General features: G+C 51.9%; 26 protein-coding genes. 7 read left to right on the top strand and 19 right to left on the bottom strand.

The features are described from left to right. Nucleotides 1-154 precede the first annotated feature (154 nt). Both M655_RS05795 and M655_RS05790 read left to right on the top strand, forming a co-directional pair. Entirely contained in the window at nucleotides 155-1,114 is a 960-nt protein-coding gene (locus tag M655_RS05795) for an AAA family ATPase (RefSeq protein WP_026558127.1), read from the top strand. Then, nucleotides 1,104-1,760, top strand: a complete 657-nt coding sequence (locus M655_RS05790) for an RNA ligase family protein (protein WP_026558126.1) — start codon at nucleotides 1,104-1,106, stop codon at nucleotides 1,758-1,760. Before M655_RS05795 ends, M655_RS05790 begins: the two co-directional genes overlap by 11 nt. 266 nt (nucleotides 1,761-2,026) lie before the next feature. Here the strand turns inward: M655_RS05790 and M655_RS05785 are convergent, their stop codons facing one another. From M655_RS05785 to M655_RS05770, 4 genes are all read right to left on the bottom strand, one after another. Then, nucleotides 2,027-2,665 (bottom strand): hypothetical protein, encoded by a 639-nt coding sequence (locus M655_RS05785; protein WP_007785720.1) that lies wholly within the window; start codon nucleotides 2,663-2,665, stop codon nucleotides 2,027-2,029. A 154-nt stretch (nucleotides 2,666-2,819) separates the two neighbouring features. Beyond that, the gene (locus M655_RS05780) at nucleotides 2,820-3,182 is read right to left on the bottom strand and encodes a hypothetical protein (protein WP_035317468.1); all 363 of its coding nucleotides are present in this window, start codon (nucleotides 3,180-3,182) and stop codon (nucleotides 2,820-2,822) included. Between the two features lie 607 nt (nucleotides 3,183-3,789). Continuing rightward, nucleotides 3,790-4,182, bottom strand: coding sequence for a cupredoxin domain-containing protein (locus M655_RS05775; protein ID WP_005836423.1), 393 nt, complete (start codon nucleotides 4,180-4,182; stop codon nucleotides 3,790-3,792). A gap of 114 nt (nucleotides 4,183-4,296) precedes the next feature. Then, nucleotides 4,297-5,628: a helix-turn-helix domain-containing protein gene (locus tag M655_RS05770; protein WP_026558125.1), complete on the bottom strand. Its 1,332-nt coding sequence runs from the start codon at nucleotides 5,626-5,628 to the stop codon at nucleotides 4,297-4,299. Between the two features lie 529 nt (nucleotides 5,629-6,157). On the opposite strand from M655_RS05770, the gene M655_RS05765 reads away from it, so the two are divergent. Continuing rightward, nucleotides 6,158-6,706, top strand: a complete 549-nt coding sequence (locus M655_RS05765) for a hypothetical protein (protein WP_026558124.1) — start codon at nucleotides 6,158-6,160, stop codon at nucleotides 6,704-6,706. Nucleotides 6,707-6,730: 24 nt separating this feature from the next. Here M655_RS05765 and M655_RS05760 read toward each other — a convergent pair whose 3' ends face one another. The 5 genes from M655_RS05760 to M655_RS05740 all read right to left on the bottom strand — a co-directional run bounded on the left by M655_RS05760 (nucleotide 6,731) and on the right by M655_RS05740 (nucleotide 10,744). Next, nucleotides 6,731-8,218, bottom strand: a complete 1,488-nt coding sequence (locus M655_RS05760; RefSeq protein ID WP_025845303.1) for a DUF4153 domain-containing protein — start codon at nucleotides 8,216-8,218, stop codon at nucleotides 6,731-6,733. A 192-nt stretch (nucleotides 8,219-8,410) separates the two neighbouring features. Next, nucleotides 8,411-9,190: a hypothetical protein gene (locus M655_RS05755; protein WP_286085976.1), complete on the bottom strand. Its 780-nt coding sequence runs from the start codon at nucleotides 9,188-9,190 to the stop codon at nucleotides 8,411-8,413. Nucleotides 9,191-9,293: 103 nt separating this feature from the next. Beyond that, a complete protein-coding gene (locus tag M655_RS05750) occupies nucleotides 9,294-9,878 on the bottom strand; it encodes an RNA polymerase sigma factor (protein ID WP_005836412.1) in 585 nt (194 codons plus the stop codon). A gap of 143 nt (nucleotides 9,879-10,021) precedes the next feature. Then, a complete protein-coding gene (gene erpA, locus M655_RS05745) occupies nucleotides 10,022-10,381 on the bottom strand; it encodes an iron-sulfur cluster insertion protein ErpA (RefSeq protein ID WP_005836410.1) in 360 nt (119 codons plus the stop codon). A 144-nt stretch (nucleotides 10,382-10,525) separates the two neighbouring features. Next, nucleotides 10,526-10,744 (bottom strand): aspartyl-phosphate phosphatase Spo0E family protein, encoded by a 219-nt coding sequence (locus M655_RS05740; RefSeq protein WP_005836408.1) that lies wholly within the window; start codon nucleotides 10,742-10,744, stop codon nucleotides 10,526-10,528. 323 nt (nucleotides 10,745-11,067) lie between these two features. Between M655_RS05740 and mqnE the strand changes: the two genes are divergently transcribed. Then, on the top strand, nucleotides 11,068-12,171 hold the full coding sequence (gene mqnE, locus M655_RS05735) for an aminofutalosine synthase MqnE (RefSeq protein ID WP_005836406.1): 1,104 nt from the start codon (nucleotides 11,068-11,070) through the stop codon (nucleotides 12,169-12,171). A gap of 108 nt (nucleotides 12,172-12,279) precedes the next feature. On the opposite strand, the gene M655_RS05730 is transcribed toward mqnE, so the two are convergent. Continuing rightward, nucleotides 12,280-12,543 (bottom strand): DUF1450 domain-containing protein, encoded by a 264-nt coding sequence (locus M655_RS05730; RefSeq protein ID WP_005836405.1) that lies wholly within the window; start codon nucleotides 12,541-12,543, stop codon nucleotides 12,280-12,282. Nucleotides 12,544-12,716: 173 nt separating this feature from the next. On the opposite strand from M655_RS05730, the gene M655_RS05725 reads away from it, so the two are divergent. Further along, entirely contained in the window at nucleotides 12,717-13,784 is a 1,068-nt protein-coding gene (locus M655_RS05725) for an NAD(P)/FAD-dependent oxidoreductase (protein WP_007785734.1), read from the top strand. Nucleotides 13,785-13,919: 135 nt separating this feature from the next. Here the strand turns inward: M655_RS05725 and M655_RS05720 are convergent, their stop codons facing one another. The 5 genes from M655_RS05720 to M655_RS05700 all read right to left on the bottom strand — a co-directional run bounded on the left by M655_RS05720 (nucleotide 13,920) and on the right by M655_RS05700 (nucleotide 18,337). Further along, nucleotides 13,920-14,195 (bottom strand): M55 family metallopeptidase, encoded by a 276-nt coding sequence (locus tag M655_RS05720; protein ID WP_007785736.1) that lies wholly within the window; start codon nucleotides 14,193-14,195, stop codon nucleotides 13,920-13,922. A gap of 325 nt (nucleotides 14,196-14,520) precedes the next feature. Then, a complete protein-coding gene (locus M655_RS05715) occupies nucleotides 14,521-15,945 on the bottom strand; it encodes an AAA family ATPase (protein WP_026558121.1) in 1,425 nt (474 codons plus the stop codon). Next, a complete protein-coding gene (locus tag M655_RS05710) occupies nucleotides 15,946-16,827 on the bottom strand; it encodes a tetratricopeptide repeat protein (RefSeq protein WP_005836397.1) in 882 nt (293 codons plus the stop codon). It lies immediately after the preceding gene. Next, nucleotides 16,817-17,224: a hypothetical protein gene (locus tag M655_RS05705; RefSeq protein ID WP_005836395.1), complete on the bottom strand. Its 408-nt coding sequence runs from the start codon at nucleotides 17,222-17,224 to the stop codon at nucleotides 16,817-16,819. Before M655_RS05705 ends, M655_RS05710 begins: the two co-directional genes overlap by 11 nt. Nucleotides 17,225-17,554: 330 nt before the next feature. After that, nucleotides 17,555-18,337: a hypothetical protein gene (locus tag M655_RS05700; RefSeq protein WP_026558120.1), complete on the bottom strand. Its 783-nt coding sequence runs from the start codon at nucleotides 18,335-18,337 to the stop codon at nucleotides 17,555-17,557. Nucleotides 18,338-18,613: 276 nt separating this feature from the next. Here M655_RS05700 and M655_RS05695 point away from each other — a divergent pair, with 276 nt between their 5' ends. Next, nucleotides 18,614-18,946: a transposase gene (locus tag M655_RS05695; protein WP_286085975.1), complete on the top strand. Its 333-nt coding sequence runs from the start codon at nucleotides 18,614-18,616 to the stop codon at nucleotides 18,944-18,946. 497 nt (nucleotides 18,947-19,443) lie between these two features. On the opposite strand, the gene M655_RS05690 is transcribed toward M655_RS05695, so the two are convergent. Together M655_RS05690 and M655_RS05685 are read right to left on the bottom strand one after the other, a co-directional pair. Then, the gene (locus tag M655_RS05690; protein ID WP_005836051.1) at nucleotides 19,444-19,785 is read right to left on the bottom strand and encodes a hypothetical protein; all 342 of its coding nucleotides are present in this window, start codon (nucleotides 19,783-19,785) and stop codon (nucleotides 19,444-19,446) included. Nucleotides 19,786-19,929: 144 nt separating this feature from the next. Continuing rightward, nucleotides 19,930-20,823, bottom strand: coding sequence for a YybI family spore inner coat protein (locus tag M655_RS05685; protein ID WP_005836049.1), 894 nt, complete (start codon nucleotides 20,821-20,823; stop codon nucleotides 19,930-19,932). A 129-nt stretch (nucleotides 20,824-20,952) separates the two neighbouring features. Here M655_RS05685 and M655_RS05680 point away from each other — a divergent pair, with 129 nt between their 5' ends. Continuing rightward, nucleotides 20,953-21,189: a hypothetical protein gene (locus M655_RS05680; RefSeq protein ID WP_026558119.1), complete on the top strand. Its 237-nt coding sequence runs from the start codon at nucleotides 20,953-20,955 to the stop codon at nucleotides 21,187-21,189. Between the two features lie 152 nt (nucleotides 21,190-21,341). On the opposite strand, the gene M655_RS05675 is transcribed toward M655_RS05680, so the two are convergent. Further along, nucleotides 21,342-21,677, bottom strand: a complete 336-nt coding sequence (locus M655_RS05675) for a YuzD family protein (RefSeq protein WP_005836047.1) — start codon at nucleotides 21,675-21,677, stop codon at nucleotides 21,342-21,344. A 49-nt stretch (nucleotides 21,678-21,726) separates the two neighbouring features. Further along, the gene (locus M655_RS05670) at nucleotides 21,727-22,860 is read right to left on the bottom strand and encodes a bifunctional cystathionine gamma-lyase/homocysteine desulfhydrase (RefSeq protein ID WP_026558118.1); all 1,134 of its coding nucleotides are present in this window, start codon (nucleotides 22,858-22,860) and stop codon (nucleotides 21,727-21,729) included. Between the last annotated feature and the right edge of the window lies 1 nt (nucleotide 22,861).

Genomic DNA, 22,861 nt, shown 5'->3' with positions numbered 1-22,861 from the left:
CTCGCTCCCTCTCCCATTTTTTTCTTCCCTTTTGCCAAATTCACGCTATAATATAAGGAATTATTTGTTAAAGGACGGAATCAACATGTAATGCGCAAACAGTCGACCCCCTGCACCTGTCACCTGGCATCACCTTTGAGGGGAGCGTCTTTTTATGAACAAATTAATCATGATGGTCGGCATTCCCGGCAGCGGCAAAACCCGTGCGGCAGAGCAGATCGCGAAAAAGGAACGGGCAGTGCTCGTCTCCACGGATGCCGTTCGGCTGGAGCTGTTTGGCGACGAAGCGAAGCGGCGCAAAAATCCGCTCGTCTTTCAGGCTGTTTACGCCCGTATCGGGCAGGCGTTTGCTGCGGGAAGCGACGTTGTCTTCGACGCGACCAATGTCGATCGGGACAAGCGGATAGCGGTTCTGGAGCGTTTTGCGCCAGCGATCGCGGAATGCTACTACTTGAATACGCCGTTTGACGTCTGCCTGCAACGAAATCAGGCGCGAAAAAGAAAGCTGGACGCAAGCGTGCTGGAAAAGTACCGCAAAAACCTGCATTTCCCGCTGCACCGGGAAGGCTTTTCCACGGTTCATCTGGTGCACCAGCCTGCTGCTTACGGCATGACCAAAGAAGCTTTTACCGCCTTGCTGCAAAGCGAGCCTGCCTACGACGAGCTGTTCGCTGCCTTGGGCAAGGTCTCGTTTTTTCAGCAAATGAAAGATTTTCCGCAAGACAACCCGCATCATCAGCACACGCTCTGCCGGCACACGTACCACGTCCTCGAGTACGTCAACACCTTTTACGAAGAGGACGACAAGCTGCTGCTGCAAATCGTCGCGCTGTTTCATGACGTGGGAAAATTGTACACAAAAGTGTTCAAGGAAGCGAAAGGCCACTATAGCTACTACAGGCACGAGTACGTCTCCAGCCAAATCGCCGCGCATTTTTTAAAGGAGCTGGGCTTCGCCGACGCGTTCGTCTTCCAGGCTGTCGCGCTGATCGAGATGCACATGAAAATTGCCTACGGCGGCGACGAAGGCGCTTCGGAGATTTACCATCTGGCAGGAGCGGACCTGCTGACGAAGCTGTACTTTTTCAAAGAGGCGGATCACTATGGAAAATAAGCAGACGACCTTTTACCGAAAGTATCCGCGCACCTTTCATCTGCCCTGGTCCAGAAGCAAAACCGACGACGATCGGATTTTGCGCGATACCTCTCACTTTGTCGGCAAAGAAATCGTCGTGACGGAAAAGCTGGACGGAGAAAACACCAGCCTGTACCGCGACTATATGCACGCCCGCTCGATTGACAGCCGCGACCACCCTTCCCGCCATTGGGTCAAAATGCTTCACGGCTCGATCGCCCACCTGCTTCCCCCCGGCTACCGCATCTGCGGGGAAAACGTGTTTGCCAAACATTCGATTGGGTACGCGGAGCTGACGAGCTACTTCTACCTGTTCTCCGTCTGGGATGACCAGAACGTCTGCCTCGGTTGGGACGATACCGTCGAGTGGGCGGAGCTGCTGGGTCTGAAAACGCCGCCTGTCCTCTACCGCGGCCCGTGGGACGAGGAAAAGGTGAAGGCGTGCTACACGCGGCAATCCGTGTTTGGCGGCGAGCAGGAAGGGTACGTCGTGCGGCTTACCGCTTCGTTTGCCTACGCCGATTTCAAATACAGCGCGGCGAAGTTCGTGCGCAAAAATCACGTGCAAACGGATCAGCATTGGATGGCGAAGGCTGTGGAACCGAATATGCTGAAGCTGGAGTAACTGCTGGAGTTGGGGGCATTGGCTGGTGCTGTCGTGAGTGGCTAGCTGGTGCTGTCGCCGTAATTGACTGCTGTTGTCATGACTATTAACCGCTGCTGTCGCCGCAATTGGCTTTCCTGCTTGGCGGCGGGATGCCGTTTCAGCTCCTTTTCGTTGCCGTACCCAGCCGAAAGACGACACTTTGACGTTGCCCGAACTGGCCCCGCAACAAAAACAGGCGTGCTCGAACCCTCATCCGGTTCGCACGCCTTTTTCTTTTCTCCTGCCTACTTTTTCCTTTGCTCCAGCTTTTTGGCCAAGAGCGCATTTTTTGCTTTCATTTGTTCCAGCATTTGCGGCAGCACCTCTTTGATTTTCGCCGCATCTCCCGATTCAATCGCGGCGTGAAAGGCTTCGTGCGTCATGCGCATTTTTTCCATCCGGGCTTTCCTGGCGTCGCGATCTTCCTTCGCGCCCGGCATCGCCATGTTTTTCTCCTTCCACTGGGCGAGCTGCTGCTCCATTTGCTCGTTGGTGATTTCGCCTTTTTTCACCTGCTCGTTCAGCTTGCTGACGAGCTGCCTGCGCTCCTCGCGCTTCGCCTTCCATTTCGGGTCTTCGCGCAGGGCGGCAAACTCGCTCATCAGCCGCTCCCGCTCCTTGAACACCTCTTGCCACTGGGCCACGCTGTCCGGGGTGTATTTTTCTGCCAAAAGCAGCATGTACATCTTCTGATGAACGCTGCCATGCATGCCGTGGCGCATTTTTTTGTGCATCTGCCCATGCTCGCCATGGTCGTGCGCCATCCGGCTCGCTGGCGTCATCTCTGTGTCGGGCAGCCCCGGCTCCGCCGCCTGTGCGAAGCTCGGCAGGGCCAGCCCCATCGCAATCGTTGCAATCACCATGCTGTTTTTCCACTTGTTCATGCTGCTCTCTCCTTTTCGCTCATCCTTGGCTTGGCATTGCGTTGCGCCAAGGGGTATTTGGTTTTTCGCCTTGCTAGTCGTCAGTTTTTCCAGCAGTTGTGGCAGGATTGTCGTGGAATTATGTAAAAATGTGTAATTTCTTTTCGCTGCCCGTCTATAAAGGCCGCAGCCCTGCCCTATTCAGGCCAAACAGCTTCACCAATCCCATCTGCTCCAGATCATGCCGCGTCTTTTCCGTACCGTGCTCGTAAATCAGCCGATAAATATCCCGCAAGTTGTCATCGTACTCGTCGTTGTCCCGGTCCGGCATGTCGGACCAGAGCGTATGTCCATGCATCCACATCATGAAGTCGCCGTGCATACAGTTGTTGAACAGGTCACGCATCATCCCGACTTCCACATCTGTCGCCTCGATTTCAAAATCGTAAGTGGCGGAGCCTTTTTCATCACGGATCTCGGCAACCGTCGTCCCGGCCTGCAGCGTGACGTAATATTTCTTTTTTTCCAAGGATGTCATCTCCATTCGCGAAAACCGGCTTGAAAACATTTCCTCCTTACCTTGTGCAAAAAGCGCGGAAAACATGTGTTGTCCGGGCTGAGCAGAGGGGGTGTCGCTGCTCTTTCGAGGCGCAAGACGGTCACAGGTGGTCAACCGTTGCCTTCATGCCGCGGAACTTCGATGTCGCTGCTCTTTCGTTTCGCAGCGTTGTCACAATGCGGCCCGGTACTGCGCTTTTTGCAAGCTGGTCGCTGTGCGGCATTTTCTAGCTTTTTCACGCGAGAACACCTGGCCCCGCCACGCTTTTTGGGCTTATGGCAAAGTCCTCACCCTACTTCTACGCACGAAAAAGCCCTCCGCGCAAACGGGGGCTTTTGGTTGTCTGGTCTTCTATTTGTCTTCCTTGCGCAAATTGTGGCCCGTATTTTCTCCGGTCTTGGGCGGCGTGCTGCGCGAGCCTGCCGACGCTTCTGTCGGGCGCTTGTCTTTGTTGTTGTGCTTGGACATGAGGGACCCTCCCTTGTTGTATCATGCTGTGCTACCTGTGTAGTATGCCCCATGTCCCCGCGAAAAAAAGAAAACACCCTGACCCGCGAAAAGCAAGCCAGAGTGTTTGGTTCCGTGTTTATTTGACTACCAGTGTCGCGAGCATTTTGCCGTGATCCGGCCCGCAGATGACATTGCAGAAAATTTTATATTCACCAGGCTGATCGACTTTCAACGTTTTGCTGCCGTCTTTTTGAATATCTACGTCCAAACCTTCAATCCCGATTCCGTGGAAGCCTTCGGTCGACTTGAAGTTAATCGTAAACTCTTCGCCTGCTTTTACTTCATAGGTGTCCTGGTTAAACTTCCAGTTGCTAGCTTCGATGTTGATCGCGTTGCCAGTAGTCGCCGTTGCTGGAGCCTCTGTAGTAGAATTGCTATTCGCCGCCTGCTCCTTTTCGCCGCCGCATGCTGTCATCAGCATCGCCGAGAAGGCAACTGCCGAAACCAACAGAGTCCACTTCTTGTTCACAATGACCCCTTCTTTCTACTTGATTCTACACTTCCATCTTACTGGAAAGTAGCTGTCCAAAATCTGGGAATCTGTGACCGAATCGTGACGAATTTGCTACCAATTGTTGAACACTCAAACAGTTTGGCCGTCTGTATTCGCTGGCAGTTGAATCTGGTAAATCTTCGTCGGACGCCCCCGCAGCTTCTCCTGCTTTTTGTACAAAATTTTCGCGACGCCTTTTTCCTCCAGCCGATTCAGGATGCGGTTGGCGCTGCGCACGGTAAGTCCCAGATGGTACGCCAGCTCGTCCGCCGTCAGCTCGTTGCTCTCCGTTTTGGCGAGCACGGCCAAAATTTTTTGCAACTGCAACGTCGACAAGTCCGTCTCTTCGCTCCAGCGCTGGATGTAGTCGGTGATCTGGTTGCGGTATTGCAGGCACGTCTCCTCGCCGAGCGGCCCGATGACCTGGTCGCTGTCCGTCACGACGTACGTGCCGGAAGTTTTGCCTGCTGCCGACATGCTGTTCGCCGATTGGGCATTCATCCTCGCCTTGTACATGCTGTTGCCCACTCCCCAGCCGATGTGCACCGGAAACGGCAGCGTCTTTTCCAGATAGGTGAGCAAAAGACAATGAGTGAGGTTGTCCGTCAAGAGCTTCAAGTCTTTGAACGAGCTGATGATTTCGAAGCTCGACGCGGATTTCTGGATGATGAACGGCACTTTTTTCTCGGTGCTGAACTCCAGCAGCGATTTGTGCAGCAGCATTTGCCGCAGCTCCCGCTCGTTGAGGCTCTCTTTTTGTGTCTCGACGTTTCCAATCGTAATATGTCCGATCGCGATCCGGCTCTCCGCCAGCTTGATCGCGGAAAGCTCCGTTGCCATCTGCTCAAACTGCGCGGCAACCGACTCCGGCGAAGGAAACACGTACAGATGCGGCACTCCGTGATCGGTCAGCGCCTGCACGATGTTGCTCATCCTCGTCATCGAAAAGTCGATCTTGCCCGCCTGCCACAGCCGCAAATGCTCGTCCAGCACCGCTTCGTAAATCTGGTCGTTCACTTCCACCGGTGAGAGCGTGTACGGCATCGAGTCCGCTCCGACCACTTCTTTCAAGCCAAGGAAGTTGTTTTGCGCAAAAACAAAATCAATATACACTCTGGAAAAATCCAGGTCGCGATTGCGCAGGCTAAGCTGGAACAGCTTTTTATAAAATTCCTGCTCGCTGATCTGGAGGGTATATGTCGGGATCGGGAAGCTGCCCCATTCTTGCATGAGGTACGCATACGCAAGCTCGGTCAGGACAAAGCCGTCGACATGCTGCTGGTTTTGCCGGTAGAGGTTCGTCGTTTCATGCAGGCGATGATACGGCAGCATGACCAACTCGCAACTGTCCTGGAGGCGCATGGGCACGGATACCAATTCTTTCAAAGAGTGCTGGGCAATGATCGCACCCAAACGGATCATCAAGATTCCTCCTTTCACTCTTTTGTCATTATAGGAGATTTACGCTCCTTTGAAAATATTTCGAAAAGACTTGCAATAAACAAAACGATGGCGTAAAGCTTTTTTCAGAAAATGTCTATAAAGAGCCTAAAAATAGTTTTCAGAAAGAAGGAACGCGCTCCCCTGTCGCCTGAGACGGTCATGTCCGCCATTTGCCCACCCAACAATGAAAACGCTATCAAGGAGGCCTTACGATGAACAACCCGGCTATTGCCAACAGCAAGAACAAGTACCTGGTCCTCGGACTTCTCTGCCTCGCCGCTGATCGCTGACCAAAAAAAAGCATGAACAAAAGCCCTTGCGCCGCTGCTTTGTCGAGTAGACGGCGAGAAGGGCTTTTCCTAATCGTGGTTAATCCGATAGACGGTGATTTCCGGAAAGCAAAAAAGACGGACAGGCAACCTGGCTGTCCCCAAGCCACGGCTGATGCCAAACAGGCCGACGTTCTCGTCCGCTTTTTGCCCGACGTGAAAATGCTTGTAGGCGCCGATTGTGCGGCCAAAGATTCGGACCTGCCCACCGTGCCAACCATACCGCAGCTTGCAGTTGCGCCCGCCCGCCTGATCCGCTGACGGCACTGGAGCGATCGGACGCTGTTTTCGCCGGAAAAGTGCTGCAAGTAAACAAGCACACGAACTGGCGCAACTGGATTCCGTTTTGGACTTCGCCAGGCATCTGGGGCTACGACGTTATGTTTGAAGTGCAGACCGCCTGGAAAGGGGTAGACCAGACACAGGTCCTCATCGTCACGGACGGCGTTGGCGGCGGATGCGGCATCGCTTTTCAGCCTGGTGACGACTATCTCGTGTACGCTTCGTATTGGGAGGGAAGCGATCTGGCGACCAACATTTGCACCCGGACTACCTTGCTCGCGAATGCCGCAGAAGACATGCAGGTGCTGGGAGCCGGTGCCGCTCCGACCAGCCCGGCCGATTCCGTCTGGACGCGGCAGCTTGGCGTGTACGGCTGGATAGCCGCCATTGCTGCCGCAGGTGCACTGCTTATGTTTTATGTGTCCAGCCAAAAGCGGAGACGATAGCCTCACCCGTCTCCGCTTTACTCCCTACGGCAACTGCAATTGCTGCCTTGCCCGATACTTCGACAGGTTGAACGACTGCCAGCTCGCCTCTGCCTGCAATTCCTCCCGCATGTTTTCCAAATAATACGCGACGTCCTCGCGCAGCGATTCGTCCGCCTTCAGTTCCAGCAAATACGGAACCACATCGTACGACAGCCTGCCCAAATACTCGACGTCGATACTTTTCGTGGCATAGTAGCGCTCCATGTTGTTTTTGGCGATGATGACGTCCATGTTGATGTAGTTGAGCAGCACGTAGCTCACGAGCGACACCACCGCATAATACTTGATGAGCGAAAACGTATGCCGCCAAATTTTGCACAAGGCGATCGCGAACAAGATCAGCAAAAAGATCATGAAGATGTGCGCGAGCAGACGGCTATGCGTGTAACCGTACGCCTCCTCATACAGCGACAGCCGAAAATAGGCGGAAAAGAGCATGAAGCTCGTGCATACCGTCAACACAGTGAGCAGCACCTGCACGACCCGGTACAGCAGCCGCTTGGCCCGCGAAACCAGGTGCATGGTGCAGAGCAGGATCAAAAAATTAATCACCGTTACCGTCACCAGCTCATTGAAGCCGTTTTTGGCGTACTCGGCATAGGTCAGGCCGTCCGGGAGCGCCGCTTTGGCTCCGCTGAACAAATACGAAATCTGGACATATGTAAACGCGGCGTACACCAAATCAATCATCGCCAGAACCGTCACCAAAATCACGCCGTCCCAGACCAGCTTGCCCTCTTTTGGCGGCAGCGGAATTTCTACAGCTTCCTCCCTTTTGCCAAAAAGCGAGTACAGGTAGCCGAATACGAGCAGCGTCACAAGCCCGATCAAAAACAGGCGAAAGGCGCCTTCTACCGCATCCAGGTCAATCATCCTGTTCGGAATTTCGTGCAAAAAATGCCCAAACACCTGATCTGCTTGCGACAACAGCGTCAGCACGACGAGCAAAATCGGCAGCGAGATTCCTACCCCGATCATCACTTTTTTCAGCACGCCGTACTTCTCCTGATTCATCCGCGCCTTGAGCCATTCTCTCGTCAAGGCAAAGGGCAGGCGCGTATGCTTGAGCGTGAAGTAAAACAGTGTTTCCAAAAGCTCGCCCACAAAGCCAAGCTCGTACCACTTCGCCTTGTGCCGCCCCGTGAGCAGCATCGTCTGGAGCACGAACAAAATCGGCACGAGAACAAAGTTGAACAATTGAAAATATTCGTTGGAAAACAGGGCGAAGGACAGCGCCAGCAGGACGATCGGCACCGTCAGCAGCCACCCGTACACATGCTTTCGCGAAAAGCTCAGTTGCCCGTGCCGCCTGGCCTGCCAGCCGTACAGCGCATACATCGCGATGACAAACAGCAAATACGAGATGCCAAACTCCTTGCCGTAAAACAAAAGATCCCCCAAACAGCCGATTGCGAACGCCCCCAGCAGCAACCACTGCAACGCTTTTTGCTCTTGTGACCATTCCGCCACACGATTCACTCCTTACGATACGATATTCGCTCATTGGAAAAAGCAACGAGTCCGCAGCTTTTTGTTGCGCTGCTGCCTTTGGTTAGTACGCACAGGCTCGGCTGTTTGTTACAAATTGCTGGAAAATCCACCTTTCTTTCCTTTTCGACCGAAAAAAAGCCCAACACCAGGTGTGGGGCTTTCGCGCAGCGCTTATCGCTCATTCAGCTTTTCGGCAATCGCGAGCAATTCCTCTTTTGTAATCGCTGCGGTCTTCGTGCTCACCTCGAAAAGCAGCTTGCTGTTGTCGTTGTAAAACTTCACGGTGCGCATATCCGTGCCGTCTGGAAGCTTGTTTGCGACATACAGCGCTTCTTTTTTCTGTACGCTCACTTTTTCCACGGTTTCATCCGGTCCCGCTTCCTCCGTGATGTACTGCATCCGGTCGAAGTTCGTAATGACGACCGTGACCTTGCCTTTCGTTCCGTTGTACTCGGTCGCGACGGAATCAATGCGCGGCTCGGGGGAGACTTTGCGAACCACGAAGTCTTTTTTGCCCTGCTCTGCTTCCTTGTACATGTCTTCGAACAATTCCGGCTGGCGATGGTTGAACGAATAATTGACCACTCCGGTTGCAAACCGGTACCCGCCCGCGAGGCTCTCCGGGAAGGCATAGAAGCTTCCGGTTTCTTGTTGCAGGGCAGACGTCGTCTCATGAATCACGGGAATGCGTGTAAAAAATACTCGTTTGTCCGGGTTGTCTGGCCCTGGTATGTAGATCGCCGCACTCTCTCCCGGTTTGAGCGTATCGCGCGCCTGATCGAATTTGGATTTTTTCTCTTCGTTGACTTCCGTTTTGTTCTCTGTTTGCTCCACCTTCACGACGACTTCGCCCTGCTCGTTTTTCAGATCGTACACTTTCATCGCCGCATAAGCGGATGTCACCCCAAAGGCGAGAATAACTGCCACAATCAATCCGATTCTTTTTTTCATAGGAACCTCCCGCGTTTTTTGGTTACGTTCTTTGATTTTTTGAAGGACCCGATTTTTGACATCGAAATCATCGTCTGCTGCTGCCATCAGTTTCTGCTTCCACTCACCTTGTTGCTGAGATCGTGTCATGACTATCACCGCCTTCACTTACGAGCATGTAGGATTTGCACTTTTTCACAATTCGCTCATACTGCTTTCGCAGCGTGGCAGGCTTTGTATCGAACAAAGCGGCCAGCTCGTCGTAGCTGTATTCCTCGACGACGCGCAAAATCAGCAGGTTGCGCTCACTCGCTGACAGCTTGGATACCGCCATGTGAAGAGGGGTGCTCACATACTCGGTGTCTTCGACTTTCTTCTCGCCCTCATGCTTGCTGAACGTCTGCATCCCGGCGCGCAGCAAAGTGAGGATACGCCCGCGTTTCGCCCGGTTTAACACGTTGACGCAATGATGGTAGGCGATCTTGTACAGCCAGGCGGAAAAAGAGACGGTCTGCCGATAGCTGTCCAATTGCTCGTACGCTTTCAGGAAAACTTCCTGGACGGCATCCTCCGCTTCCTGGCGATGTCCCAGCATGTGGTAGCAGTAGACGAAAAGCTGCCTTTGCATCGCGTCGATGATGATGCCAAACTGGTCAATATCCCCGGCTCTGACCTCCTTTACTACTTGCTCGATCTCGTTACGATCCAACCCTCTCACCTCCAATTGACACATATAACAAACAAAGCGGTCATTTTGTGACAGGAAACCAAAAAACCTCCCTGACCTGTGCATCGAGCGTGCACAAGCCAAAGAGGTCTGATCTTCTTGCTATTCATCCTGTCCAGGACAGCTTAGTCGTCGCACTTCTCCGCCTTGCCCTCAGCCAGCGCCGTCTTGAACGACGAGCCACAGCCGCAGGAAGCAATCGCATTCGGATTCTCGATGGAAAAGCCTCCGCCCATCATGGATTCCTTGAAGTCAATTTCGGTTCCTTTAATGTATAGGTAACTGTCCTTGTCGACAACAATTTTCACGCCATGCTGTTCGAAGGTGACGTCGCCTTCCTTCATTTCCTGATCCCAGCCCATTCCATAGGTGAAGCCGCTGCATCCGCCTGGTCGGACGCCTACCCGCAAAAACAATCCGGGTTTATTTTCTGCCGCCAACATTTCCTTTACTTTGAGGCTGGCTCTCTCTGTCAATGTAATCATGCTTGACTCCCTCCTTTGCAGGCTACCTTTACACTTTCTATATGTTCAGTATACAAAAGAAGCAACCTTTCTCACAAGGTTCCCCTGCACTTCGGGCGCTCATACCGCCTCCCAGGCAAAACAAAAAAGAGGGGCTCCCCCTCCTTATGCAAAAAAAGCATTGTTCTCGGTCAAATAAAAACGATACGTCTTCTTTCGGCCTGCCTTAGACAGATTATGATCTATCTGGTTCAGTTCGTTGTGTAGTTGATCAATTTGCATACTGTATTCTAGGACTTCTGGATGATCCAACCCAAACTCTAACCCCATATTTACCATACGCTGTCGAAGGAGTTCGATTTTTTCGAGCAAAACGTCCCTCATGCTGAAGCTCCTCCTAATAGTAGATCAGGCTTTCTTACTATATTTTACAAGAACGGCTATGATTTCGCAAACAAAATTTCCCACATTCCCCAAAATTCCCGCAAAAAAATGGCGATAAATGTTAGAATTTTACAAGAGAGAGTTGGAGAACTTATGTTATTGTTCGTACATACTAACAGGTTTATAATATAGATGCCTTGTTGCCCGAGATTTTCCCTTTTTCTTAGAGCTTTCTCCACCCCCAAGGAACGTTTTTGAGTGGGTATGGCCTGGATGTACAGCTCTTATCCCTTACCATTCGATCTAGAAAGGAAGTGTTTGGAATGGCGCTTGATACGATTGCCATCCAAGACAAATCACTCGCCGGAATCGCGGAAAAAGTCTTGCACGGTGAACGCCTGACATTGGAAGACGGCGTTACTCTGTTTAACTCCAACGATCTCCTGACGATTGGACAGTTGGCAAACATTGTCAATTATCGCAAAAACGAAGATAAGGTTTACTTTTTGCAAAATCTCTACATCAACCCGACAAACGTTTGCGAAGCTCACTGTAGATTTTGCGGATTCCGTCGCGATGAAGGCGACGAGGGTGCTTACACAATGAACAAGGAAGAGTTGCTTCATTATGTAGAAACCCGCTTCCATCCGGGTATCCGTGAATTTCACATCGTAGGCGGCCACAATCAGCACAAGCCGTTCGAATACTACGTGGACAATGTTCGCATTTTGAAGCAGGCTTATCCCGATGTCACCATCAAAGCGTACACCGGGGCTGAAATCGAGTTCTTCTCCCGCATCTCTGGCCTCTCCATTCGCGAAGTATTGCAGGAGCTGACAAAAGCCGGACTGGAAACGTTGACGGGCGGCGGCGCCGAGATTTTGACTGAGCGCTACCGCATGAAAATGAGCCCGGAAAAGGCGAGCACAGACATGTACTTGCAAGTTCACCGCACCGCTCACGAACTGGGCTTGAAAACACATACGACCATGCTCTACGGCTCCATCGAAACGTTGGAAGAGCGCGTCATTCACATGCTGCGCCTGCGCGAACTGCAAGACGAGACGAACGGCTTCATGGTCTTCATCCCGCTCGCCGTTCAGCCGATCAAGGCAACGGCCGGGATCAAGCGCCGCAACTCCGCGATCGACGACCTGAAAACGATGGCGATCAGCCGCCTCATGCTGGATAACTTCCAGCACATCAAGGCTTACTTCATTAATATTGGGACACAGTTGACCCAGCTTTCGCTGACGATGGGAATTTCCGATGCGCACGGTACGTTGATCGAGGAGCGCATCAGTCACTCGGCAGGGGCCCTCACCCAGCAGGCACTGACTGTCGATGAACTGGTCTGGCTGATTAAAGGCGCTGGCAAACGCGCTCTGGAACGCGACACCTTCTACAACGTCATCAAAGAACATTAAAAACGCCAAAAAGCTGATGCCCGCCACCAACAGGCATCAGCTTCTTTTTTTATTTACCGGGCACACGCGTTTGTTCGCGGGCCTCAATGAACATCCTAAGAAAACAGCTTACAGAGGAAAATCTGCGTCCAGCATCTCTTCTTCCTCGCGCAAGCAGTGCTTGATTTTCGCAAGCAATTCATCGGCTGACGGAGCTTTCAACAGTTTGCCGTTCACCAGTGCGAACGGCTCCATGTAGCATTCTCCGCAGTAGCCAAGACAGCCGTATTCGAGAACATCCACATCCAGCTCGGGGTCGTTTTCCAGCGCATCTACGACGGGCTGCGTGTAGGAAGAAACGTTGCTCGCGCAAAATTCTACCAATGGTTTCATCTATGTTCACCTACCGATTATACCGACATCGTCACGTACTTTATTGTACCGCGACTTTTCCAAAAATCCAGCGGAGAAAACGGGAAAAAGATTCTGCTTGCATTTTTACGGAAAGAGACTAAAAATAGAATGGGTGCTGTAAAAAACGGACATAAGAAAGGACTAGACCTTCTATGAAACGACTTGTGATCCTTGGTGGAGGATACGGGGGTCTTCGTATTATCGAGCGAGTCCTGTCCCCTGATTTACCAGACGACGTGTTTATTACCCTTGTGGACCGTATGCCGTTTCACGGCCTGAAAACAGAGTACTACGCTCTGGCCGCGGGCACTACGCCGGAAGCCCACTTGCGGGTCAATTTTCCAAGCGATCCTCGCCTGACCGTCAAATACGGCGAAGTTACCGCAGTGGATTTGGACGAGCAGGTCGTCAACTTTGCGAACGGGGACGCCCTCTCGTACGATTGGCTCGTCATCGGATTGGGCTGTGAGGACCGTTACCATGACATCCCTGGTGCAGATCAGTTTACTTGCTCGATCCAAACCATGGGAGCTACCCGCAACACATACATGGCAATCAATAATGTAAATCCATATGGTACGGTTACCGTTGTGGGTGGTGGTCTCTCCGGTGTGGAAATGGCGGCAGAGCTGCGCGAAAGCCGTCCTGACCTGAATGTGCGGATCATCGACCGTGGCCCGAGCATTTTGAGCCCATTCCCGAAAAAACTGCAGGAATACGCTTCCCAATGGTTTATCGAGCACGAGGTACAGCTTGTCTCCATGGCCAACGTCACCGGAGTCGAGCCTGGCGTCGTGTACAACCATAACCAGCCGGTTCCAAGCGATGTCATCGTCTGGACAGCCGGCATTCAGGCCAACCGCATCGTCCGCGCCCTGCCGATCGAGACAGACAACATCGGACGAGCCAAGCTGAATCAGTATCACCAGATTCCTACCCATCCAAACGTCTACGTCGTAGGCGACTGTGCGAGCACGATCACTGCGCCGAGTGCCCAGACAGCCGAGATTCAAGGGGATCAGATCGCCCTGATGCTGAAAAAAGACATCAAAGGCGAAGAATACCCGGCTTCTCTGCCACCGCTCAAGCACAAAGGCTTCCTCGGTTCTCTCGGCAAAAAAGAAGGCTTTGCCAGCATGGGAAAAGTCTCCCTGGTCGGTCAGATGGCCCGCGTCATCAAAAGCGGACAGCTCTGGATGTACAAAAAACATATGGGATAATCGTCAAGCCTGTTGGCCAACTGGTCAAACAGGTTTTCTTTTTGGATCAAAAAGTTTTGAAGCCAAATGATGAAGGAGCTGTCCCCCGAGGCGTAAACGGCCTTGGAACAGCTCCCCTTTTTTACGGTTCGCACCCTACAGGACGAAAAACAGAAAGCGCAGCACGTCCATGTAATCGTTCGATTCGTACTCGACGGTTTTCGCTCCCGTCTGCTTCGCGCCCGGGTAGAACGAGCCGCGATACGCCAAGTAATGCTCGCGGAAGGCGATCTCTACGTGGAACGTTTCCGGCAACGCTACCCGGTATTTGGACAGGTCATCCGCCAATACCGCCGAAACCTGCTCCTTGATGTTTTTTTGCGCGACGTTCGGATGGATCGAGATTGCCGCATTGCCGATGCCTTCGCTCACGGGGACCGTCTTGATGTGCGGATTGATTTTTTGTGCTGCCTTTGCGGGCCTGGCTATAAGAAAAGGCAATGGACGGCGGCTGCGGACGGGTCTACAGGAAGCCCGCTGGCGCCTCTCGCGCCTCTTGCGCCTCTTGCGCCTCTCGCGCCTTTCGCCTGCCTGCCGGAGGGTAAGCAAGCATGAGAGGGCGTCTGCACGCTCGGTTGCCCCCTCTTTTTTGGCGAAGTCCCGCCTTCGTTGTCCTTATCTCGAGACGAAAAAAGCTTATTCCTCGCGCTCCGATCACGCACGCGGGAAATAAGCTTTTGCTGTTGGTGTCGTGTCGTTAAATCCGCTTGTAGCGGGATAAAAACGATTCTACATCGTTGTACAGACCGCCCTGGTTTGCGTATTTGACGTAGTTTTTCACCGTGCGCAGCCAGTCGATCGTGGACGGCTGCGTCGACTGGATCGCGTTTTTCAAGTCCTTCATAGTGAGTGGCCGCTCTACGCCCGTGCGCATAATCTCGGTGATGACCTCTTCTGTAGCAAGCTCGACGACGTTTTCGATGTCTGCGCCGGAGTACAGGTCGGTTTCTTTTGCCAAAAGCGCGTAGTCGATCTGCTCGATCGGCCGCTCGTGCAGCTTGATGCGGAAAATGGTCGCGCGCGCTTCTTCATCCGGCGGCGAGACAAAAATCATTTTGTCGAAGCGGCCCGGACGCTTGAAGGCAGGGTCCACGTCCCACGGCATGTTCGTCGCCCCGATGATAAGCATTTTGTCCGTATTGGTTTCGATGCCTTCGATCTCGGTCAAGAGCGTGTCGATCACGGCCCGCATCGTATCCGTCGAAGATCGGCTGCGGTTGTAGCCGATGGCATCCATCTCGTCAAGAAACAGCACGCTCGGCTTGGTCGCCCGCGCCGACGCAAACACCTCCCGCAAATTTTGCTCGCTCACCCCGATATACGGGTCGAGAATGTCCGAGACGTGAATCGGGATAAACCGGGCGCGGCATTCGCCCGCTGTCGCTTTGGCGATAAACGTCTTTCCGCAGCCGGGAGGGCCGTACAGCAAGATGCCGCCCCCGACCTTTTTCCGGAATCGCTCGAACAGTCCGGGAGACACGAACGGCTTCACAATTTTCATCTGGATCGCGTTTTTCACCGCATGCAGCCCGCCCACATCGGCAAACGTAATCGGCGTCGCTTCCCTGTCTCTTTTCCCCGCTTGCCCGCCAGAGATGACTTGAAATGGCCGCTCGCTGCCCGGCCCTTGGGCATGGCTGGCGGACGGGGGCCGGGTGGTTGCGAGGACGGGTACTTTTTCGGCTTTGTCGTCGGCCGCGGCAGAGGCTTTGTTTCCGGCTATGTCATCGACCGCGGCTTCGGGTTTGTTTCCGGCTATGTCGTCGGCCGTGGCTTCGGATTTGTTTTCTGCCGCCGCTTCGCGCACCGTCTCATGCAGTTCTGCATGCTCGATCTCATGCACCGCTACAACCCCCGATTTCCGGGCTGTCGCCTCCCCTGAAACGGCTGGCTCGCTTTGTACAGGCGCAGAAGCTGGCGTCGGCGCGAGGGAGAGCTTGCCCAGCTCCCCGATGATTTGCGGCGTAAGCGCCGGATCGTTGCAGCGCAGCGCTTCCGTGAACGCTTGCAGTGCCTCGTTGTTTTTGCCCGTCGCGGCGTACTCCAGCCCGAGCAAATACCACGCCGAAGCGTTTTCCGGGTTGCTTTTTGTCATATGCAAAAGCACATCGATTTTGTCCACTTACTGACTCCTCACTTTACACACAAGTTTATAAACTAGCGGCGAGATCCACGTGTAAATCCCGAACACAATCCAGCAGACGATAAAGTACCCGACCGCAAACGGGGCAAGGTAGCTGATGAGAAACAGAAGAACAACAAAAACTACCCACATCCCGATCGGGCCACCCAGCTTGTCTACGAGCCGATTGGGCCAAAAGACGATGTGCGTCTCCTTGTCGATCGCATCGAGCAATTCTTTGACCCGCTCATTGGTTGGATCGAGCAAAAACGCCTGGATGAGATTTTCCTTTGCGGTTTTGTAATCGTCGCGAAAGTACGCCTCTTCCCCGATTTTTATCAGCTTGTACAGCTCGTCGTCCGCGACTTCCACATACGTCTCCAGCGTTTTGCGCTGCTGCTTTTTGTTGCTGGCAATCAAGTCGATGTAAAACTGGTAGTGCAGCACCGTGCTGTCGTTCGGGTTCAGGCGCTGCGCTTCCGCCATCAGCAGCCTTGCTTTTTTCACGTGTCCCGTGTGGAACATCAGGTACGCGTAGGTCGCAATAATCCCCGGCTCCTGTGGGTTCAAAGCGAGAGCTTGCAGCAGCGCCTGCTCGGCTTCGTACCACTTTTTTTGCGACTGCAAAATCAGCCCGAGCAACTGGTACACGTACTCCGTGACCATCCCTTTTTGCAGCACGTCCACGCACAACTCGTAGGCTGCCTCGTCATTGTCCAGTTGAAACTCGCAGTAGCTCAGCATGTAAAGCACGGTCGGATTGGTCGGCACTTCCGCCAGCGCCTCGCGCAAATGCTCTCTGGCCTGCTCATAGCGCTTCATGTCGTAGTAATGCTTGCCCAGTTGATAATGTCGCGAATTTTGCAACGCTTCAGTTTCCATGGAACAGTTGCACTCCTTTTGCTGCGAAAAACCACTCTACGGCCTTGCCCAGCAACGCATATAAAACAGCTTCCGGCAGGATCGGCTCCGTCTTCGCGTAAAGCCTCATATGAATGCGGTACTTGCCTCTCATCAGGAAGTAATACATGATTCCGGTGCCGATCGCAAAAAAATGCGCGTACCTTGTTGCGAAGAAGAAAACGGCAACGCCTGCTGCCGCAATCACATAGCTCCAAAGCGGCTTGATCCGCAGCCAGCCTGCGTTTTTAATCCCGAGCACGATCGCTGGCAGCAAGCCTCCGAGGAAGACAGCCAGGAGGTAATGGGTCAGATTGTACGATTTGGTTTCGTAGTCGACATTTGGCTTCAACGTCGGCTGAAACAGCTCGTGGTTCATGTTTTCACGCTCTTTTCCGGGTGAATAGAAAGGATATATATACCATATCGGCTGCGAACAGCAGCTCGTTGAGTTAAGACACGATATTAGTGTCACTAGGTATTTCTAATGTTGGATTACCATTAACTGTTATTTTTAGGTTTGCTCCCCTCGTACTTTATTTTCCGTCGAGTTGGTCGCAATACTACTCCCCAAAAGGGATTTTTCTATGGATTCATTGAAGGCATAAGGCGAAGCTTATTCTGATATAAAAAACTCCCTATCTTCTAATTGTGGTTAGAGATGGGGAGTTTTCATAGTTTAAAGCCCACTTGTAAGTGGTTGTTTTGTTTAATTTTCTTTAGGGCTAGGGAAAAATGCAGAATTAACAGAAGGCAATGAATTTGCTAGATTAATAATGTTTTGTTTGCCAATATTTCCGCATACAACTATTAGTTTTCCAGAATCAAAATAATACAAATAGCTGTTTTTTAAATTTTCTTTTGAGACATATGCTTCATTCTTATTGGTTAAAGTAATTTTTTCAGGATCATTTGTTTCAACAAAAGGAAAACGATTATATACGGCAATCGTGACTATCTCTTTTTCATTAGCAAATGCCCAAATTTTTTTGTTTTTTTTCGGTATTTTGAGATTTAATGCATTAAATTTATCCATTGACAAATCTAAGCCTTCTTTATTCATAAACCCCGTACCACCCTGTAATCTTAAAAAACCATCAATAACCCATTTTTTGGTATTATTGTACTCATAAAGAAAAACTGTATAATTAGTTTCGCCTTCAGGGGAACGTATAGCAACAATACTGGTATCACCAAGAGTTGATTCGAAAACGATATCATTTTTTTGAGGAAATGCACTTTTTCCATCTTTAAAAGTAACTTTATATTGGTATGTTACTGCTTCAGAAGGGGAAGAGGCATTTTTTGGTGATTCTAGTATTGTAACCGACTCCACTTCTTTATCTTTAGTTACTTTAGATAGTCCATTAGGAACTTTTGTATCTTCAATAATTATCTCTTTATTTTGCTGCTTTGATGTATCCTCTTGACAACCTAATAAGGCACCGAAAAGAATTAGGAGTAAAAAAGTAAACAGTAATTTGATACGCATTGAAATAACTTACCCCTATCAGTAGCTAAAAGGTTCGCTTCTAGCCATCTTGGCTTTATATTTTGGTCCCATTACTTTTATTTTGGTATTATCTTTAATATTACATGTGGACGTTACATAATAGTAGTCACCTTCCCAAGTCTCTGTATATGCACCGTAATCAATCCATCCCCAATAGCCAGGCCTCACTGTAACTTTTAAGCCCCAAAATTGGATTTGAGTCATACCCCCTTATCTTGTTAAGCTGATATCAGAAGAACAGAGGGGGATATTTTTATGCAACGGAGACGCTATTCAATCGAGTTCAAACAACAATTGATCCAGGAAGCCCACGAAGTAGGAAACGCTAGTCAAGTAGCCAGACGGCATGGGATAGACCCTAAAATGCTGTATCGATGGATACGTGACTCCAAACACGCAGATTGGCAGAATACGTCTTCCGAAGCTAAAGCTGTAACAAGCTATACACCAAGTCCAGGAGAGTTTCGGGAACTGGAAACGGAGAATGATAAACTGAAGAAATTACTGGGAGAAAAGGACTTGGAAATCGCGATCCTTCGTGATCTTGTAAAAAAGGTGAACCCAGCTTATCGGACAAAATGGATATAGCCGACAAGTGGATACAGCTGGGGTACACAGCCAAACTAGTGCTACGTATTGTCGGCATCCTGGAAGCAACCTACTATTACCGAAAAAACAAAGCCTCCCAAAAACCTCGCGTTTATCACGGAGGAAGACCTATACCCGGTTATTCGTTGTCAAAAGACGGACAACCTGTCAGTGACGAACAAATCAAAGAATGGCTATCATTTTCCTCCTCTCCGCAATCGGTCCTATATAGATTGGAGGATTCTTGCTGTTCCGTTTGTTGCTTTGCTGTTCTACCATCCAATGTATATATAAAAAGGAATTAAAACCCATCACCACAGATATCGGATTGTTTCCATTCTTTAACAATGGACAAAAAGTCACGAACAACGATTACATATATAGGATTTTAGAACTATAAAACTTTCTACAGCCCGAAATGCAATGCGAGCAAAAAAACAGACCGCCAGCACTTTGTCTGACGGTCCTCCTGTCTGTATTCAATTGACTTTTCTTCCTCACCTCTTCTGCACCCGCAAAACCGGCACCTTCTTCTGCTCATACGTCCCCTCCAATATCCCCTCATGGATGACGTTCAGCTTGAGCAGGCTGGCGATTTTCCCGGTGTCGGCCCGGGACATGAGGCGCCAGAGGGTCGGGTCGGGCAAGGAGTTGTAGAGGCGGTCGTCGCTGTATTCCCGGCGTTCCTGGTAGCTGATCGACAGCTTGAAGTCGCCTTCCTCGGCGCTGCCGGCTTCCGCGTAGGTGTCGATCAGCTTGCTTCGCAGCGCGCCAAGTTCATCCTCTACCTGTTTTTGGATTTCTTTCAGTTCGTAAAAGCGGGCGATTAGCTGTTCCATCTGCTCGTCCTCCTTGGTTTGGGCTGTTCCAATGAAGGATATGAGCGTGCAGCGGACAGTAGAACAAGACAGCCTACACAAAAAAATCCTCTCTTCCTTCTGGAAAAGGGGACGCTTCTTTGATCTTGCTGCAAACAAACAAGCTTACTTCTCGATCGTCGTGTTGATCGCTTCGCCTGGGTGTTTTACCAGGAAGGTGGAGTATTCCACTTCCCACGGGTTCCATTTGCCTGCGCCCTGGTAGCCCCAGACGGAGTTGATGCGGGAAACGGTATCCGTGTTGTTCATGCCCACGATTCGTTGTTGTCCTGCGAGTTCATAGGTTCCGTTTCCGTCCATGTCGATTGGCGTCAGCGAGCCAAACGGATACGAATATACGGTTACGTCCTCGCCGTCTGCCTGCACTTTTCCGGCTTTGTCGTACAGCTTGGCCGCCATGTAAACATCCTGGTTGGCACTTACGTCAATGCTCAACGGCTTGTCCAACTGAGCGCCTTTTCCCTCCACCTTGAAGCCATTCACGAACTTGCCTTCGTAGCGGATGCCTTCGTTTTCCTTTTCGCCAAAAATGACGGTTGGCTTGTTGTTTGCAAACGTTGCGATCACGTGATGGTAGATGCCGCCGCTGCCGCCCGTCGCTGTTTTCACGAACGCATCGGCTACGTGATCTCCGGTGAAGTCTACGAGCGTCAGCTCGCCTTCGTAGCCGCCCAGCTCCTTGATGTCTGTTGCGCTGTATGTCTTCGATTTGCCGTCTTGCACGACGATGTTCATGTTGGACGCGTAAATGTCGTCGGCTTTCTCTTTTTGTCCGACCAGAAAGACTGTATCTTCTAGCTTATCTCCGTTTACATCAGCGGACTTCACGTCGATGACATAGGTGTTTTTGTCGAGCTTCAATTCGTCTGCTGCTGCGAAAAGTTTGCCTTTTTCAGAGGCGGCATGCGCTGCCTTCGTACCTGCCAGATTCAGTCCTGCTACGCCTACCACTCCTGCCAATACGAGAAAAGCGGCTGGTTTCATCCATTTTTTGTTCATTGTTTTTTCCTCCCTGGTTGTTCTTGACTACATAGACAACTATAGGACGAAGCCGCTTTTTTTCGTTACAAATGGTTTACGAATCAAATACAAAGAGGTAAAAACTCTCTATTCCGGGCGGGCTAACCAGTGGCGGCGAGCATGGAGTGGGCATACGGCGAGCATACGACGGGCACACAGCGAGCAGCCGACGGGCACACAGCGAGCAGCCGACGGGCACACAGCGAGCAGCCGACGGGCACACAGCGAGCAGCCGACGGGCACACGGCGAGCAGCCAGCGGCCGGCCTTCTTCGTGCAGCGGGGCATTGCCTGCCGTAAGATGCACAAGGTGCTAACGGTAGATTTCCTCGCCAACAGTTCTTGAGGGGTTGACAGTTGCTTATAGGGCTGGCAGCCAAGCAAAAAAACATCCTTCCCCACCCGTCGAAAAGCCCCCAACTAATCAGCGACGCAAAAAACCGACCAGATATCACCATCTGATCGGTTCCTTAATCGGAGCAAGCCTTGGGCGGTGGCCTATTCGCTTTCAGTCTGCGCAGCCAGCGGAGTGACGCCCATACTTTCCAGCTTTTCGTAAATGTCTTTGAGCTTAGGATTTCCCTCGCCGACAATTTCCCCGGAAATTACGACAAGCGGATACCATAAATCTTCCTCAATGATGCGTGTCGCCCAGCTTTTGTCATCGTCTGTCTGCGGGTGTTGAAAGTCGCTGTACACGATGCGGATGCTGCCGCTGCCGTATTTGCGGGACAGAGCAGCCTGCAGCCATTCTGCCGTTTCTTTGGCCGATGGCAAATTGACGCAGCTTGCGCAGAGCTGTTCGGTTCCAAACACCTTGATTTCCACACTCATCTCATCCGCCTCCTCTCGGGTCCGTCGCTGTGCGAGATGTGTTGCGGGATTAAGACAGCGCCTGGTCGAGATCCTCGATCAAGTCTTGCACGTCTTCGATCCCTACAGAAATGCGCACCAAGCCGTCCGTAATGCCCAACTCGGCGCGGCGCTCTGCCGGGATGGAGGCGTGTGTCATGCGGGCAGGCACGCTGATGAGGCTTTCGACAGCTCCCAGCGATTCAGCCAGCGTGTAATACTTCACTTTTGCCAAAACTTCATCGGCGCGTTCAGCGCTGCCGACGTCAAACGAGATCATGCCGCCGAAGCCGCGCGCTTGTTTTTGAATCAGCTCATGCCCGGAGTGGCTGGACAAGCCCGGATAGATGACCCGTTTGATGTCGCTGCGCTCGGACAGCCATTTTGCCAATGTGCGCGCATTGTGCTCGTGCTCTTCCATGCGAATGCCAAGCGTTTTCATGCCGCGCAGAAGCAGCCAGGAATCTTGCGGGCCGAGGACGCCGCCGATCGCGTTTTGCACGAAATGCAGGTCTTCTCCGATCTGTGCATCTTTGGCGACAACCAGACCTGCGACGACGTCACTGTGGCCGCCCAAATACTTCGTTGCGCTGTGGAACACGATGTCTGCGCCCAGGTCGAGCGGATTTTGCCAGTATGGCGTCATGAACGTGTTGTCGACGACGAGCAGTACGCCTTTTGCTTTGGCGATGTCCGCCAGCGCGCGAATGTCGCTTACTTTCAGCAATGGGTTGGTCGGCGTCTCCATGATGATCGCTTTTGTTTCCGGGCGAATGGCTGCCTCTACCGCTTCCAGATTGCTGGTGTCGACGTAGCTTGCTTCCAGGCCCATGCGGGAAAAGACGCGGGTCACTACGCGATATGTACCGCCGTACACATCGTCGCCGACTACGAGATGATCGCCCTTGCTGAACAGGGAAAGAATCGTGGACAATGCCGCCATGCCGGAGCCAAAAGCAAAGCCGCGGGCGCCGCCTTCGATTTCTGCAATGTACGTCTCCAGCGCGTGGCGCGTCGGGTTGCCGGTACGGGAATATTCAAAGCCTTTGTGAACGCCGATTGCTTCCTGCTTGTACGTGCTCACCTGGTAAATCGGAACGGAAACCGCCCCTGTATGTGGATCTCCATGGATTCCGCCGTGGATCAGCCGAGTTTTGATGCGCATC

Origin of the sequence: Brevibacillus sp. NSP2.1, from assembly GCF_000470975.2 — a bacterium.
In the GTDB taxonomy this organism is placed as follows: domain Bacteria; phylum Bacillota; class Bacilli; order Brevibacillales; family Brevibacillaceae; genus Brevibacillus; species Brevibacillus agri.
This window is presented reverse-complemented; position numbering and strand designations above follow the sequence as displayed.

Excerpts from the sequence above, each read along its gene's own strand:
- M655_RS05795 (WP_026558127.1), top strand. The coding sequence starts at position 155 with ATGAACAAATTAATCATGATGGTCGGCATTCCCGGCAGCGGCAAAACC.
- M655_RS05790 (WP_026558126.1), top strand. The coding sequence starts at position 1,104 with ATGGAAAATAAGCAGACGACCTTTTACCGAAAGTATCCGCGCACCTTT.
- M655_RS05785 (WP_007785720.1), bottom strand. The coding sequence starts at position 2,665 with ATGAACAAGTGGAAAAACAGCATGGTGATTGCAACGATTGCGATGGGG.
- M655_RS05780 (WP_035317468.1), bottom strand. The coding sequence starts at position 3,182 with ATGACATCCTTGGAAAAAAAGAAATATTACGTCACGCTGCAGGCCGGG.
- M655_RS05770 (WP_026558125.1), bottom strand. The coding sequence starts at position 5,628 with ATGATCCGTTTGGGTGCGATCATTGCCCAGCACTCTTTGAAAGAATTG.
- M655_RS05755 (WP_286085976.1), bottom strand. The coding sequence starts at position 9,190 with ATGAAAAAAAGAATCGGATTGATTGTGGCAGTTATTCTCGCCTTTGGG.
- erpA (WP_005836410.1), bottom strand. The coding sequence starts at position 10,381 with ATGATTACATTGACAGAGAGAGCCAGCCTCAAAGTAAAGGAAATGTTG.
- M655_RS05740 (WP_005836408.1), bottom strand. The coding sequence starts at position 10,744 with ATGAGGGACGTTTTGCTCGAAAAAATCGAACTCCTTCGACAGCGTATG.
- mqnE (WP_005836406.1), top strand. The coding sequence starts at position 11,068 with ATGGCGCTTGATACGATTGCCATCCAAGACAAATCACTCGCCGGAATC.
- M655_RS05730 (WP_005836405.1), bottom strand. The coding sequence starts at position 12,543 with ATGAAACCATTGGTAGAATTTTGCGCGAGCAACGTTTCTTCCTACACG.
- M655_RS05725 (WP_007785734.1), top strand. The coding sequence starts at position 12,717 with ATGAAACGACTTGTGATCCTTGGTGGAGGATACGGGGGTCTTCGTATT.
- M655_RS05710 (WP_005836397.1), bottom strand. The coding sequence starts at position 16,827 with ATGGAAACTGAAGCGTTGCAAAATTCGCGACATTATCAACTGGGCAAG.
- M655_RS05705 (WP_005836395.1), bottom strand. The coding sequence starts at position 17,224 with ATGAACCACGAGCTGTTTCAGCCGACGTTGAAGCCAAATGTCGACTAC.
- M655_RS05700 (WP_026558120.1), bottom strand. The coding sequence starts at position 18,337 with ATGCGTATCAAATTACTGTTTACTTTTTTACTCCTAATTCTTTTCGGT.
- M655_RS05695 (WP_286085975.1), top strand. The coding sequence starts at position 18,614 with ATGCAACGGAGACGCTATTCAATCGAGTTCAAACAACAATTGATCCAG.
- M655_RS05690 (WP_005836051.1), bottom strand. The coding sequence starts at position 19,785 with ATGGAACAGCTAATCGCCCGCTTTTACGAACTGAAAGAAATCCAAAAA.
- M655_RS05685 (WP_005836049.1), bottom strand. The coding sequence starts at position 20,823 with ATGAACAAAAAATGGATGAAACCAGCCGCTTTTCTCGTATTGGCAGGA.
- M655_RS05675 (WP_005836047.1), bottom strand. The coding sequence starts at position 21,677 with ATGAGTGTGGAAATCAAGGTGTTTGGAACCGAACAGCTCTGCGCAAGC.
- M655_RS05670 (WP_026558118.1), bottom strand. The coding sequence starts at position 22,860 with ATGCGCATCAAAACTCGGCTGATCCACGGCGGAATCCATGGAGATCCA.